The organism is Marinobacterium rhizophilum DSM 18822, assembly GCF_000378045.1.
GTDB classification, from domain to species: Bacteria; Pseudomonadota; Gammaproteobacteria; order Pseudomonadales; family Balneatricaceae; genus Marinobacterium_A; species Marinobacterium_A rhizophilum.
Genome location: NZ_KB899089.1, coordinates 235993 through 250046 on the forward strand (window position 1 = coordinate 235993; position 14054 = coordinate 250046).

The following is a 14054-nucleotide window of genomic DNA, read 5'->3' on the forward strand; positions in this document are numbered from 1 at the left end:
CTTCGGCGTATCAAGACACAATGGTTGCAAAACCGGCATCCCGATCCGGCAGAGGCAACGCACTGATATGGGGCTGAACATGCGGGAAAAGTCGTTAAAACACGACATAACATTGCCTTAAGCGGGGTATCGACTTATCCTATCGGGTTTTCTGCCGCCGTGTTCTGTATCTAGGTCAATGGGGCCCGGCGCGCGTGATACCGGCGAGTTATTGTATGCCACCTACCTGTGCATCCGGCGCATTGTTCCGGGCAACCTGCACAGGGCCGCAGGCCCGGTATGACGCCTTGCCAACTTTCCGTTTTGATTTAGCAGACAGGACTATGTAATGACTGTAAAAGTCGCCATTGTGATGGGATCCCGTTCCGACTGGCCCACCATGAAAGAGGCTGCCGACATTCTGGATACGCTCGGCGTGTCCTACCATGCCGAGGTGGTTTCCGCCCACCGCACGCCGGACAAGATGTTCAGTTTTGCCGAAGAGGCCGCCGAGCGCGGTTTTGAAGTCATCATCGCCGGCGCCGGCGGTGCCGCCCACCTGCCGGGCATGATCAGCAGTAAGACGCTGGTGCCGGTACTGGGCGTACCGGTGCAGAGCAAAGCGCTCAGCGGCATGGACAGCCTCTACTCCATCGTGCAGATGCCCCGCGGCGTGACCGTTGGCACCCTGGCGATTGGCGGTGCCGGCGCCTTTAACGCCGGCCTGATGGCCATCCAGATGCTGGCAGTACACGATCCGGCACTGCGCGAACGCCTGCAGCAATGGCGCAACGCCCAGTCCCAGGCAGTACTGGACAACCCGGATCCCAGGAGCTGAATGATGTTGTTGCCACGAGTAGCGATTATCGGTAACGGTCAGCTTGGTCGCATGCTGAAACAGGCGGGTGCACCCATGGGGCTGGAGGTTATACCCTGCGACCCGAGCCTCGATGAGCCGGTTGCACTGAATCCGGACGATGTGGTGACGGTTGAGCAGGAACTCTGGCCCGATACCCCGCGAAGCCGCCAGCTGACGGCCCACCCCGGCTTTCTCAACGCCCGCGCCACCCAGGTGATCAGGGACCGGCTGAGCGAGAAAAGCCTGCTCGACCACCTCAAGATAGGCACGGCCCCCTGGTGCAACATCACCGCGGACCACACCACCGAGCACCTGGCCCTGGTTGGCGAGAAGCTGGTGATCAAGCGTCGTCAGGGCGGCTATGACGGTCGCGGACAGTGGCGCTGGAAGCAGGGCGAGCCTGCACTGGATGAGTGGCTGGGCGAATGCATCGCCGAGAAGATGATTCCGTTCGAAGAAGAGGTTTCACTGATCGGCGCCCGCGGACACGACGGCAAATGTGTCTTCTATCCACTGACGCTGAACCTGCACCAGCAGGGCATCCTGCACGCCAGTGTCGCCGGCCTGCCCCGGCTGGAGCCGCTGCAGGCGACCGCCGAAGAGTGGCTCACCCGTATCATGGTTGAACTGGACTACGTCGGCGTAATGGCGATGGAGTGCTTTGTCGTGGACGGTACCTTGCTGGTGAACGAACTGGCGCCACGCGTGCACAACAGCGGCCACTGGACCCAGGCCGGCGCCAATCCGAGCCAGTTTGGCCTGCACCTGCGCGCCGTGGCGGACCTGCCGCTGCATACACCACAGATCCACGGCATCAGCGTCATGTGGAATCTGCTGGGCCGTGACTGGTCAACCGACTGGCTGGCCGTACCGGGCTGCGACGTGCACTGGTACGACAAGGAAATCCGGCCCGGGCGCAAGGTGGGCCACGTCAACCTGAACCTGCCCAATCACGCACTGTTGCAGGACAGCCTCAATCAGCTGGCCGATCTGCTGCCCGAAGATGACCGCAGCCCGCTGCTCTGGGCACTGCGCGAGATACAGGCCGACAGCCCTGCCTGAGCAGGCGGTCCCTGAAACGCAAAAAAGCCGGTGCAGGCGATATCCTGCACCGGCTTTTTTTGGGCTGCCCAGGTGGGTGAAACACCCCTTGAAACAGCCCTGCGTCCGATCAGGACGCTGCTGGCGCGTGCGGAGGTGCCTCCACCTCAGCGGGTGACGGTTCAGGCCGCAACCACCTGCGCAGATCCTCCAGCACCAGGTAGTTCACCGGCACCAGCAGCAGGGTTATAAAGGTGGCGAAAAGGATGCCAAAACCCAGTGATACCGCCATGGGGATCAGGAACTGTGCCTGGGTCGACTGCTCAAAGAGCAACGGCATCAGGCCAAAGAAAGTTGTCAACGAAGTGAGCAGCACAGGACGAAAACGTGAGCTGCCCGCGGCCAGCACCGAGCGCAGCAGGGCCCGTTCGCTGCCATTGGACTCCGATCGCCGTTTATTGATGAAGTCCACCAGCACCAGGCTGTCGTTGACCACCACGCCAATCAGGGCCATGAGCCCCATCATGCTCATGATGGTCAGATCCATGCCCATGATCCAGTGCCCGATGACCGCACCGATGGCGCCAAAGGGAATCACCGACATTACGATCAGTGGCTGCAGATAGGAGCGAAACGGGATCGCCAGCAGGCTATAGATCACAAAAAGCACAAATCCAAGCCCCAGCAGCAGCGAGCCAAAGGATTCCTCCTGCTCTCGGGCTTCACCTTCCAGGCTGTACGACACGCCTGGATACTGCAACATCAGGTCATCCAGGAAAGTGCGCAGGTCCTGTGTCAGCACCGTCATGTTGGTGGCTTGCTTGTCCAGATCGGCGGTCACGCTGACGGTCCGAAAACGGTCGATGCGGTAGATCGCCGCCGGGCTCTTGCCGGGCTTGAATGTCGCCACATGCGCCAGCGGCACCGCGCTGCCGTCATCCAGCCGGATCAGCAGTCCCTGCAAGCTGGCAACGGACTGGCGCTCAGACTCCGGCAGACGCACCATGACCCGCACATCGTCACGCCCGCGCTGCACCCGCTGCACTTCGATACCAAAAAAGGCCTGGCGCACCTGGCTGATCAACTGAGACCTTGTCAGCCCCAGCGCTTCGCCCTGGGGGGTCAGCTCCAGCTGGATTTCCTCCTTGCCATCGGACAGGTTGTCGACGATATCGAACAGTGTCGGATAGGAGGCGAGGCGCGTCTTGACCCTGTCGGCCGCCTCGGACAGGCGGCGCAGATCCTGGCCGCTGAGCTGGATATCGACCGGATCACTGACACGGCCTATTTCCGCTCGATAGGTGAGTGACTCCGCTCCCGGCACCTGCCCCACGGCATCGCGCCACTCGCGCACCAGCGCCGAGCTGGTGATATCGCTGCTGCGCTCCTCGGGGGACTGAATTTCGAACCGCACGGAGCCCGTGTGGGAACGGCCGCCGGCGGACCCCGTGGTCGCCAGAATGTTCAGTACCACGCTCTGGCCCGAGACCGGGTCCCGGTACTTGTCCTTCAGTGCCCGTGCCGCATCCACCATGCGCACGATATAGCGGTCGGTCACCTCGAACGGGGTGCCGGTCGGCAGTGTCAGGGATGCGCGCGCCGTTTCACTCTGGATACGCGGGAAAAACACGAACCGCGTCCAGCCACTCAGAATCATGCTGAGAATCAGGACGAGAATGCCGCCAAAGAGCGCAAGCGTAATGTAGCGACGCCGCAGACACAGCTTGAGCAAGGGCCGGTAATAGCGCAACACCGCACGCTCGAAGCCATCGGCAAAACTCTGCTGCCAGCGCTCCAGCCGGGACTGACCGGTCGTATGCTGGCGCAGCCGAATATGCTTGAGGTGCGAGGGCAGCACAAACTTGGATTCGATCAGGGAGAACAGCAGCACCGGAATCACCACCGCCGGAATCTGCGCAAAGAACACACCGCGCCGCCCTTCGATAAATGCCAGCGGCAGAAAAGCCGCCACCGTCGTCAGGACCCCGAAAGTCACCGGTATGGCAACTTCCTGGGTGCCGCGAATGGCCGCATGCAGGCTGCTTTCGGCCCGGCGCATGTGACTGTAGACGTTTTCCCCGGTGACGATGGCGTCATCCACAACGATACCCAGCACCAGGATAAAGCCAAACAGGCTCATGATATTCAGACTGACACCCAGTATTGGCAACAGCAGAAAGGCGCCCATGAAACTGATCGGGATCCCCATGAACACCCAGAGTGCGATGGACGGGCGCAGAAACAGGGTCAGCAGCAACAGCACCAGAACGCCGCCCTGCAGCGCATTGGAGAGCAGGGTATTAAGACGCTTTTTCACCACCTCCGAGTCGTCGTCCCAGAAGCTCAGTGACATGCCCGCCGGTAACCCGGCCTGTTGCGCGGCGATATACTCCTTCACCGCATTGGCCACGCCGATGGCGCTCTGGTTGCCAACCCGATACACCTCGATCATCGCCGCCTGCTGACCGTTAAGGCGGGTGCGCAACGGAACCTCCTCAAAGCCGTCATTCACCCCCGCCACATCCCCCAGTCGAATGATGCTGCCGTCCGGGTTGGTCTTGATCACCACACGCTCGAATTCGTCCCGCTGGTAGGCCTGCCCCTTGGAGCGCAGCAGAATATCGCCGCCGTCGGTGCGCAAATTGCCGGCCGAGAGGTCGATGGAGCCGCCGTCGATGGCGGCGGAAATATCCGCCAGCGTCAGGTCGTATTCCCGCAACCGGTCCTGTGACAGCTCCACGGAAATTTCGTAATCGCGTACCGCATCCAGATCAACCTGGGTTACCTCGGGCAGGCGCGCCAGGTCATCGCGCACCCGCTCGGCGTATTCGCGGATCTCACGCTCGGAAAAATCCCCCGATACCGTGACCGACAGCACTTCGCGGCGACGCTGTGCCAGACTGATGACCGGCCGGTCCGCTTCGGTGGGCAGCGTATTGATGCCGTCGACCCGGCTCTTGATATCGGCCAGCAGCTCACGCGGGTCATAATCGCTGTCGATCTCGATATCGATCCTGGCCGTGCCTTCCTGTGAGCGGCTGCTGATTTTCTCGATACCCTCCAGATCCTGGACGGCCTCCTCGATGCGTATCGTGACGCCCTGTTCCACATCCTCCGGCGTGGCACCGCGCAGCGACACTGAGACACTGACCACATCCGCCTCAAAGGAAGGAAACACCTCCAGTGGAATCCGCGTGGACAGCGACATGATGCCGCCGAACAGAATGCAGACCATCAGCAGGTTGGCGGCGACATGGTTACGGGCGAACCAGGCGATCATGATCCGGCACCCTTGCCTTCACCCGACTCGGGGCTGGCAATCGCCTGGGATGCATTCATCACCTGCACCCGGGTTCCGCTGTTCACCTGGCCCAGCGCCGTGGTGACCAGCAGGTCACCGGCCTTGAGCCCCGCCCCTATGAGCGCTTCAGTACCGTTTTGCCACAGCACCTCGACGTCCTGGCGCCGCAGCAGACCATCGTCCACCAGGTAGACATAGCTGCCCTGGTAAAGGGTGCTGTTGGGGATCACAAGCACCGACTGCAGCAGCCGCCCCTCGATCTGTGCGCTGACATACTGATTGATCTTCAGCGGCTGGCGGCCCTGCGCCTTGAGCCCGTAAGGATCGTCAATCACCGCCACCACATGCAGCTGCTGACTGCGGGTATCGATGGCGCCCTCGGTACGCACGATTTGTCCCTGCCAGCTCTGGCTGCCCGCCAGCGTGGAGTTCAGCGTGACCGCCGGCAGCACCTGATCCGGCGCGCTGTCGTAGCGATAGGCTTCGGGCAGGCGAATAAAGTCCAGCTCCTGGTTCTTCAGTGGCAGGCGCACTTCGACATAATCGATGGCATAGATTTCCGCCAGGGTCGTACTGCTGTTCACCAGCTGTCCGACATCCACCGACTTGGACAGCACCCGCCCGGCAAAAGGCGCCACTATGCGCGTACGCTCCAGGTTGAGCTGTGCCTGGCGCACGGCAGCCTGCGCCGAATCCCGGCTGGCCCGCGCGGCCGCCAGCTGTGGCTGGCGTGATACCAGGGCCGGTGGCGCTTCGGAGTTGCCCAGCCGTCGCCAGTCCTGCAGAGCCTGCTCCGCCTGGGCCTGCTCCTCCTGCAGGGCCTGTTCGGCCTGGGCCAGATTTGCCCGCGCTGTCGCCAGTGCTGCTTCATAGTCCCGCGCATCGATGCGCAGCAGCAAGTCACCCTGCTCAAAAAAGCCCCCCTCACGGAAATCCGCCCCGACCTCCAGGATCTCGCCGGTCACCTGGGGCAGGAGCGTGCTCTGAGTACGTGGGCGGACAACGCCGTAGCTTTGCAGCCGTACCCTATAGTCCTGCGGCTGCACAGTCTGGACCTCGACCCGCACGCTGGGCACCGGCGGGCTGCTGCTGCGACTCGCCTGGGGACGATTCAACATTATCAGGGCGGCCGCAGCACAGAAGACCGCAAAGACAGCAATGGGTAAGAGTTTTCTGATCATGCGTCTTGATCGCCAGTTAGGATTGCGGACGGAAGAGGGGACAGCTTTGCAGCGGGGGCCGGCGCGTTGGCGTCGGCCGGGGCGAAATCGCCTCCCAGGGCCCGGTGCAGCGCCACACGGTTGGTCAGCAGGTCGGCACGCAGGTCAATCACCGCGGTCTGCGCATCGAGCGAACGTCGCTGGGCTTCCAGCACCGTGCTGTACTCCACCAGCCCCTTGCGATACTGCGCAAACGCCAGCTCCTCGGCCAACAGCGCATTGCGCTCTGCCTGCAGGTACTGTCCATACTGCTGCTGCAGGGCGCTGGCGCGACTCAATGCGGTTTCGACCTCGGCAAAGGCACTGAATACCAGCCCCAGGTACTGCTGCTCAAGCGCATCGACGCGTGCCTGTGCCTGTGCTTCGCCCGCCTTGAGGCGACCGGCATTAAACAGTGGCTGGGTCAGCCCTCCCGCCAGCGACCACGCCAGGCTGCCGCTCAGCAACTCCGACAGGCGGCTGGCGCTGTCACCCAGGCTGGCACTGATCGTAAGCGCCGGAAAACGCTCCTTGTGTGCGATGGCGCGGGCGGCATCAGCCGCCAGCAGCTCCATCCAGGCTGACGTCAGGTCAGGACGACGGCGCAACAGCGTTCCCGGCACGCCGGCCGGCAGCGTGGCGTCCAGCACCGGCAGGGCGCTCAGCGTGGCCCAGCGGCCATCGGGATAGCGCCCCAACAGCAACTGGAGCTGGCGCACAGCCTCGCTACGCAACTGATTCTGCGCCTCAACCCGGGCCTGCTCACTCTGTACGTCATTACGCGCCAGGTAGACATCCAGCGCGCTGCCCAGCCCGAGCCGATAGCCGGACTCGATAATCTCCAGGTTTTGCTCAAGGTTGCTAAGGCGACGGCTAAACAGGGCCAGGCGCTGCTCCACGGCCTGCAGATCGAACCAGGCCGTCGCCAGGTCACTGGCCAGAGTCAGCCGCGCCCCAGCCAGATCTGCCCGTCGCGCGGCCAGGGTCATGTTTGCCTGACGCTCGGTGTCACTCAACTTGCCCCACAGATCCAGCTCCCAGCCCAGATTCAGGCCAGCGTCCAGCCGGGATATGCCATTGCCGGAGCCACTGCCAGAACGGCTGGCGTCCAGTTCGAGCTGCAGTTCGGGGTACAGCACAGCACCGGCCACCCGCAGATTCTGCTCTGCCTGGCGCACCAGTGCGCGCTGTTCGGCCAGGCTATAGCTGCCCGTCAGCCCTTCCTGCACCAGGGACTCCAGTACTGGATCCTTCAGTGTCTGCAGCCAGCCAGGGCCGGGCTCCGTATCGCCGGCGTCCGCGGCCTGCCACTGCTCCGGCATGCCGGACGGGGGCGCAACCGTGCGAACAGCACTGGAACTGCAGCCGGTCAGCAGCAGCGCAAGCAGACTTGAATACAACACAGCGGGTTTGAGGTTGAACACGCGCTCCGGATCTCCTGCCAGCGAGGGGTAACAGTTCATTATTGACTCGGCGGGCCACGCCCCCACACCAATCACACTTCCAGCCACCTGTACCTGTTACTGCGGGGCGACGAAGAAACAGGCATAACCCCGGTATGTCCGTAAAGTTAACAGCATAAGGGATTCCGTACAGTGGCGCAGTGCGCTTAACCTTTCTTTACGCAGGCGCACAAATAATGGATGACATGCACCGAAGAGCCCGCTTGTCAGACCACTGCGGCCTCGTCAGGTTCGATCGGTTGCAGCGTGGCCGAGCGTCCGACACCGGCTTCGAAGCTGTCTATAAATGCCTGCTCCAGCGGCGTCTGCTCATACCCTGGAGGTTGCACAAAGCCGATACAGTAGGGCAACGCCGGCTCGAACGGGCGCACCAGTACAGCGTCGGGCGGTAGCAAAAGCGCGCTGAATGGATCCACCAGCGCCACGCCCAGCCCTTCACGCACCAGCGCAGGTGCAAGCGCAGGCCGCTCCACCCCCATGGTCTCATCGGGGCGGACCAGACAATCGCGCAGCAACCGTTCTGTGTGCTGATACCAGGCCGAGTCCGGGCTGCCCACGTTGATAAAGGGCTCGCGCTCCAGATCTTCGACCCGCACGACGGAACTGTGGGTAAATTGATGACCTGCGGGTGCAATGCATACCCGCTCGGTACGATAAGCCGATCCCGACTGGACAGCAGTCGTGTCTGCGGGTAACTCAACCAGTGCAATATCAAACTGATGACCAGCCACCCGCGCCAGCAGCTCATCGGTTTCATAGGCACCCAGGCTGATGGCCAGATCGTCTCGGCCCCGGCGAAAGCCTGCGATGATGCCTGGCAACACCGTCTGAGCCAGGGCGGGTATGGCACCGATACGCAGACTGCCACTTTTCATCAGCCGAATCTGGTCCGCCGACTGCGCCAGCCGTTCGAGCCCACTGAAGTGATGCTTTACCTGGCGGTAGAACGCCCGTGCGGCGGCCGTTGCGTACACCCGGCTATTGCGCCGCTCAAACAGGCTAAAGCCCAGATCCTGCTCCAGGTCCCGGATCAGGCGCGAGATAGCCGGCTGTGATACGTCAAGACGGCGCGCAGCATCGCTCATGGAGCCGTGCTGCATAATGGCTCGAAAGGCCGTGAGCTGTTTGGTATTCATGAATCCAACGATAAGCCATAAGTTAATTGGAACAATACCGCAGAAATCTACCGAATACTTTATAGGGAGGAAAGAGGTATGGCGTAGCGCGAGCGAAGCGGTGGCTTAAAGCCGGAAAATGAACGTAAACACAAAGAAAACGGATGACGAACGGACAGAGGTCGCACACGCGGATGTACGGCGTACGTTGAAACATAAAATTGTTTAAAACGGGAAGGGGGTGTAACAGGAAATGCCAAGAGGATAACCGAAGTTCTGCACCACGCTCCTGGTCGGAGCAAGTGGTGCAGATGGGGAGACTCGAACTCCCACGCCCTTTCGAGCACTAGCACCTGAAGCTAGCGTGTCTACCAATTCCACCACATCTGCATCGGTTGTGCTTTTTAACGAGAGCACGCTCTTTTCGGTCTTGCGGTTACTTTCGTGGTTCGCAATCTGCACCGCTCAAGGACTGGCCGTTGAGTGGTGCAGATGGGGAGACTCGAACTCCCACGCCCTTTCGAGCACTAGCACCTGAAGCTAGCGTGTCTACCAATTCCACCACATCTGCGACGAAAGTGGGGCGAATTATATAGACGGTTTTTTGCCTTGTGAAGCCCTCAGATGAAAATATTTATTATTCAGGCGTTAAACAGTCTGAAAACGACTTTGCAACGCTCGTGAGATATTCGACATAGGCATCGGGGCCCGGTTCTATGCCTCTGGCCAGCGGATCCAGCTCGCCGTGACGCACGCCGGTACCCTGCGTGACGCTGTTGACCACATTGGCGCGAAACTGCGGCTCACTAAACACACAAACCGCTTCGCGGGCCTGCAGTTGCTGGCGAATATCGCTCAGGCGGCGCGCGCCGGGAGAGCGGGCAGGATCAACGGTAAAGTAGCCCAGCTGATTCAGGCCGTAGTGGTCGACAAAACGCCCATAGGCATCATGAAACACGAAGAAACCCTGCCTCGACAGCGGCGCCAGCTGCCTGCGCAACTGCGCATCCTGTGCCTGCAGCGACGCGGCAAAGCGGGCATAGTTGGCCGCAATTCTTGCTCCCTCCTCCGGTGCGATCTCCGTCAAGATCGTCTGCATGCGCTGTGCAGCGGCCAGCATCAGCTCCGGATCCATCCAAAGGTGGGCATCCACGGCGTGCTGATGCCCAGCTTCCGATTCGTGCCCGGCGACATGATCGTCGTGCTCTTCACCGTGCTCATCTTCGTGCTCGTGCTCGTGCTCGTGCTCGTGCTCAGAGTCCGCGACCTCTGCTGTACTTAGCTGGAGAATGCGGGCATCGGTCTTATTCAGCGCCTTTTCGAGAAACAGTTCGAGCTCCGGACCGACCCAGATAACCAGATCAGCCGCGGCCAGGCCACGCATGTCGGACGGTTTGAGGACGTAGTTGTGCACCGACGCATCGGTGGGCACCAGCAAGCGGGGCTCGCTGATGCCATCCAGCAGGGCGGCACTGAGCAATTGCAGCGGCTTGACACTGGCCACCACCTGCAACGCCTGGACAGGCGCAGCCAGCAGCGGCAAAACAAGACCAGACAACATTAAAATTTTACGCAACGACATGGCTTCCAGGATCCATCAAGGGATAATTTAAGTTACACTATAACAAAACATAACCAGTGCGAAACCATGAGCAAGCAACCCTTATCATTTCAGCCCGAGCATGATCATGATCACTGCATCCATGAAGCGCTGAAAAAAGCCCGCGGTCTCTGCGCTGAACGCAAGCAGCGCCTGACGCCGATTCGCGAACTGGTGCTGCAACTGATCTGGAAAAGTCACAAGCCGCTGGGCGCGTATGAACTGCTGCCAGCCCTGGCCGACGCGGGCTTCAACTCGGCGCCGCCGACAGTCTACCGTGCGCTGGATTTCCTGCAGACGCAGGGGCTGGTACACCGCATAAGCTCCCTGAATGCTTTTATCGGCTGCCCGCACCCGGGCCCATCGCACCAGGGTTGCTTTTTGATCTGCCGCGCGTGCAACAGTACCGTGGAGCTTGAGTCCGCCCCGGTACAGAACGCCATTCACAACAGCGCCGCACACCTGGGGTTCATCATCGAGCAGGAAACCGTTGAAGTTGTCGGCCTGTGCCCCAACTGCCAAAGCAATGACCCGAGCCCTGCACAGCGAGAGCCCGAATGAGCACGCACGCACACCAGCACCTGGCCAGGCTCGAAAGTATCAACGTCCGCTTCGGGCGCAACCATGTGCTGCAGAACATATCCCTGGAGCTGCACCGCAACTGCATTACCACCCTGATCGGGCCCAACGGCGCTGGCAAAACCACCCTGGTCCGGGTCGTTCTCGGGCTGATAAAACCCAGCAGCGGCAGTGTCTGGCGCGAACCAGACCTGCGCATCGGCTACATGCCGCAAAAACTGCATATCGACCAGACCTTTCCGCTGACCGTTGAGCGCTTCCTGCAAACCGCCCGCAGCCGCGACAACGCGTCACTGGAAAAGGCGCTGGCCGATGTCGGTGCGCTCAAGCTGCTGAAACAGTCGATTCACAGCCTGTCGGGGGGCGAAACCCAGCGCGTACTGCTGGCCCGGGCGCTGTTGCAGGACCCGACGCTGCTGGTGCTGGACGAACCCGTACAGGGTGTGGACATCAACGGTCAGATCGAACTCTACAAGCTGATCGCCCGCATTCGCGATCAGCGCGGCTGTGGCGTTCTGATGATCTCCCATGACCTGCACCTGGTGATGTCGTCAACCGACCATGTGGTGTGCATGAACCGCCATGTCTGTTGCTCCGGCCATCCCGAGCAGGTCAGCACGGATCCGACATTTATCGAGATGTTCGGTGTACCCGGTGCCGAGAACCTGGCGCTCTACAGCCATCACCACAACCATGTCCACAATGTGCACGGTGATGTCGTCCAACCGGCCCACGCCGGCGCAAAAAGAGAAGAGCCCCATGGATGACTTTCTGCTGTATGCCCTGGTCGGCGGCCTGGGTGTGGCCATCATTGCAGGTCCGCTCGGCTCTTTCGTGGTCTGGCGCCGCATGGCGTACTTCGGCGACACCCTGGCGCACTCGGCGCTGCTGGGCGTGGCGCTGGGCTTTGTATTCCAGATCAACCTGAACCTCGCGGTGGTGGCCAGTTGCGTGCTGCTGGCGCTGCTGCTGGTCGCATTGCAGCGTCAGCGGCTGGTCGCCACCGACACCCTGCTCGGCATCATGGCCCACAGTACGCTGTCTCTCGGACTCGTCGCCATTGCCCTGCTGGACAACGTGAGGGTCGACCTGCTGGCCTACCTGTTCGGTGACCTGCTGGCCATTACGACGCAGGATATTTACTGGATATTTGGCGGTGGAGCCCTGGTTCTGCTGTTGCTGTGGCGCCTGTGGGATGGACTCCTGGCCATTACCATCAATGAAGAACTGGCCCAGGTGGAAGGCATACCGGTGGCACGGCTGCGACTGACACTGATGTTGCTGATCGCGGTGGTCATCGCCGCGGCCATGAAGATCGTCGGCATTCTGCTGATCACCTCCCTGCTGATCATTCCGGCGGCCGCTGCCAGGCGCCTGTCCCGTACACCCGAGCAGATGGCCTGTCTGGCCGCGTTACTGGGCTGCCTTGCGGTCGTCGCAGGGCTCGCCGCGTCCTGGCGCTGGGATACGCCCGCGGGCCCTTCGGTGGTCGTTGCCGCCCTGGCTGAATTTCTGTTGCTCTACAGCCTGCCGCTACGCCAAACGGGTGCTCGCGCCGGATGAACCCCTACCGTCTGCGCTGGCCCTCTGCGCTTGACCACCAGCGCATCTGGCAGCTGGCCTGGCCCATGATCCTGAGCAACATTACCGTGCCCTTGCTGGGGCTGGTGGACACCGCCGTGATCGGCCACCTGCCCGAAAGCCATTACCTGGGCGCCGTGGCGATCGGCAGCACGATCTTCACCACCCTGTTCTGGGCCTTCGGATTTCTGCGCATGGGGACCACGGGACTGACCGCCCAGGCCCAGGGGCGCGAAGACGGTGCTCAGATTCGTCTGTTGCTGGCCCGCTCCATGGTGCTCGGCGCAGCGCTCGGACTGCTCCTGATACTGTTGCACCGGCCTTTGGTGGCGCTGGCACTGTCGCTGATGGACGCCGGTGACCTGGTGACCGCCGAAGCCGAACGCTATGCCTGGATCCGGATTTTTGGCGCACCCGCGGTACTGTGCAACTACGCCCTGCTGGGCTGGTTCCTGGGCAACCAGAACACCCGTATTCCGCTGCTGTTGCTGCTCGTCACCAATGTCACCAACATGCTGCTGGACCTGCTGGCAGTCTATGGTCTTGGCATGCATGCCGACGGCGTAGCGCTGGCCACCGTCTGCTCGGAGTACCTGTCGCTGGGGCTGGGGCTGTACCTGACAAAGCCCATTCTGCGCCGTACCGCAGGAGCGCTCGACCGGCGAAGCCTGAGACACCTGCCGGATTACGTCGAGCTGCTGCGCGTCAATCGCTACCTCTTCGTCCGCACACTGCTATTGCTGCTGTCCTTTGCCTTTTTCACCAGCCAGGGCGCCCGCATGGGTACCCTGACGCTGTCCGCCAATGCCGTGCTGCTGAACTTTCTGCTGCTGATTTCCCATGGTCTGGATGGTTTTGCCCACGCTACCGAGGCACTCACCGGACGCGCCATTGGCCAGCGCCGGCTCGACCGCTTTTACGATACGGTGTTTACGGCGCTGATCTGGTCGCTGCTGACGTCACTGATGTTCAGCCTGCTGTTCTGGCTGGGGGGGGAGCAGATCATCGGTCTCCTGACCGACATCGAGCCGGTGCGCGCCCTGGCGATCGACTTCCTGCCCTGGATCATCCTGTTGCCACTGGTCGGGGTCTGGAGCTTCCTGCTGGACGGCATCTTTATCGGCACCACCCAGGTGCGCGCCATGCAGAACACCATGATCATCTCGGTACTGTGCGTCTACCTGCCACTCTGGTGGCTGCTGCAGGGGCTCGGCAATCAGGGCCTCTGGCTCGCGTTCATGGGCCTGTTCCTGGCGCGGGGAATCACCGGCGGCTATGTATACCGACGCCTGTGTCGCCAGCGCCTGTGGATAACCTGACAACCCGCACGGCCCTGG

The 14054-nt window shown here is 61.7% G+C and carries 11 protein-coding genes and 2 tRNA genes; 6 read left to right on the forward strand and 7 right to left on the reverse strand.

Annotation, left to right across the window (positions count from 1 at the left end; all coding sequences use genetic code 11):
* The first annotated feature begins 328 nt into the window (after positions 1 to 328).
* Positions 329 to 817: a 5-(carboxyamino)imidazole ribonucleotide mutase gene (gene purE / locus F451_RS0101120; RefSeq protein ID WP_020679504.1), complete on the forward strand. Its 489-nt coding sequence runs from the start codon at positions 329 to 331 to the stop codon at positions 815 to 817.
* Positions 818 to 1900, forward strand: coding sequence for a 5-(carboxyamino)imidazole ribonucleotide synthase (gene purK, locus F451_RS0101125; RefSeq protein WP_020679505.1), 1083 nt, complete (start codon positions 818 to 820; stop codon positions 1898 to 1900).
* Between the two features lie 109 nt (positions 1901 to 2009).
* On the opposite strand, the gene F451_RS0101130 is transcribed toward purK, so the two are convergent.
* The 7 genes from F451_RS0101130 to znuA form a co-directional block, all read right to left on the reverse strand.
* Complete coding sequence (locus F451_RS0101130) at positions 2010 to 5159, reverse strand: efflux RND transporter permease subunit (RefSeq protein WP_020679506.1); 3150 nt, start codon at positions 5157 to 5159, stop codon at positions 2010 to 2012.
* Positions 5156 to 6361 (reverse strand): efflux RND transporter periplasmic adaptor subunit, encoded by a 1206-nt coding sequence (locus F451_RS0101135; RefSeq protein ID WP_020679507.1) that lies wholly within the window; start codon positions 6359 to 6361, stop codon positions 5156 to 5158. The genes F451_RS0101130 and F451_RS0101135 overlap by 4 nt, the downstream gene beginning before the upstream one ends.
* On the reverse strand, positions 6358 to 7842 hold the full coding sequence (locus F451_RS24460; RefSeq protein WP_083928299.1) for an efflux transporter outer membrane subunit: 1485 nt from the start codon (positions 7840 to 7842) through the stop codon (positions 6358 to 6360). The genes F451_RS0101135 and F451_RS24460 overlap by 4 nt, the downstream gene beginning before the upstream one ends.
* A 206-nt stretch (positions 7843 to 8048) precedes the next feature.
* Positions 8049 to 8978, reverse strand: a complete 930-nt coding sequence (locus F451_RS0101145; RefSeq protein WP_020679509.1) for a LysR family transcriptional regulator — start codon at positions 8976 to 8978, stop codon at positions 8049 to 8051.
* A 282-nt stretch (positions 8979 to 9260) separates the two neighbouring features.
* Positions 9261 to 9347, reverse strand: a tRNA-Leu gene (locus tag F451_RS0101150).
* A gap of 94 nt (positions 9348 to 9441) precedes the next feature.
* A tRNA-Leu gene (locus F451_RS0101155) sits at positions 9442 to 9528 on the reverse strand.
* Positions 9529 to 9594: 66 nt separating this feature from the next.
* On the reverse strand, positions 9595 to 10539 hold the full coding sequence (gene znuA, locus F451_RS0101160) for a zinc ABC transporter substrate-binding protein ZnuA (protein WP_026291408.1): 945 nt from the start codon (positions 10537 to 10539) through the stop codon (positions 9595 to 9597).
* Positions 10540 to 10605: 66 nt separating this feature from the next.
* Between znuA and F451_RS0101165 the strand changes: the two genes are divergently transcribed.
* Genes F451_RS0101165 through F451_RS0101180 form a run of 4 tightly spaced genes read left to right on the forward strand, consistent with a single transcriptional unit; the run spans position 10606 to position 14036 of the window.
* The gene (locus F451_RS0101165) at positions 10606 to 11118 is read left to right on the forward strand and encodes a Fur family transcriptional regulator (RefSeq protein WP_020679511.1); all 513 of its coding nucleotides are present in this window, start codon (positions 10606 to 10608) and stop codon (positions 11116 to 11118) included.
* Positions 11115 to 11903, forward strand: a complete 789-nt coding sequence (gene znuC / locus F451_RS0101170; RefSeq protein WP_020679512.1) for a zinc ABC transporter ATP-binding protein ZnuC — start codon at positions 11115 to 11117, stop codon at positions 11901 to 11903. Before F451_RS0101165 ends, znuC begins: the two co-directional genes overlap by 4 nt.
* Positions 11896 to 12699 carry a zinc ABC transporter permease subunit ZnuB gene (gene znuB / locus F451_RS0101175; protein WP_020679513.1) on the forward strand — a complete coding sequence of 268 codons (804 nt, stop codon included), beginning with the start codon at positions 11896 to 11898 and terminating at the stop codon, positions 12697 to 12699. Before znuC ends, znuB begins: the two co-directional genes overlap by 8 nt.
* Complete coding sequence (locus tag F451_RS0101180; protein WP_020679514.1) at positions 12696 to 14036, forward strand: MATE family efflux transporter; 1341 nt, start codon at positions 12696 to 12698, stop codon at positions 14034 to 14036. The genes znuB and F451_RS0101180 overlap by 4 nt, the downstream gene beginning before the upstream one ends.
* Positions 14037 to 14054: the final 18 nt, after the last annotated feature.

Bases quoted from the DNA above. Each gene is read 5' to 3' on its own strand.
- znuC (WP_020679512.1), top strand. From the start codon at position 11,115: ATGAGCACGCACGCACACCAGCACCTGGCCAGGCTCGAAAGTATCAAC.
- F451_RS0101130 (WP_020679506.1), bottom strand. From the start codon at position 5,159: ATGATCGCCTGGTTCGCCCGTAACCATGTCGCCGCCAACCTGCTGATG.
- F451_RS24460 (WP_083928299.1), bottom strand. From the start codon at position 7,842: ATGAACTGTTACCCCTCGCTGGCAGGAGATCCGGAGCGCGTGTTCAAC.
- F451_RS0101165 (WP_020679511.1), top strand. From the start codon at position 10,606: ATGAGCAAGCAACCCTTATCATTTCAGCCCGAGCATGATCATGATCAC.
- F451_RS0101145 (WP_020679509.1), bottom strand. From the start codon at position 8,978: ATGAATACCAAACAGCTCACGGCCTTTCGAGCCATTATGCAGCACGGC.
- znuA (WP_026291408.1), bottom strand. From the start codon at position 10,539: ATGTCGTTGCGTAAAATTTTAATGTTGTCTGGTCTTGTTTTGCCGCTG.
- purK (WP_020679505.1), top strand. From the start codon at position 818: ATGATGTTGTTGCCACGAGTAGCGATTATCGGTAACGGTCAGCTTGGT.
- purE (WP_020679504.1), top strand. From the start codon at position 329: ATGACTGTAAAAGTCGCCATTGTGATGGGATCCCGTTCCGACTGGCCC.
- F451_RS0101135 (WP_020679507.1), bottom strand. From the start codon at position 6,361: ATGATCAGAAAACTCTTACCCATTGCTGTCTTTGCGGTCTTCTGTGCT.
- znuB (WP_020679513.1), top strand. From the start codon at position 11,896: ATGGATGACTTTCTGCTGTATGCCCTGGTCGGCGGCCTGGGTGTGGCC.
- F451_RS0101180 (WP_020679514.1), top strand. From the start codon at position 12,696: ATGAACCCCTACCGTCTGCGCTGGCCCTCTGCGCTTGACCACCAGCGC.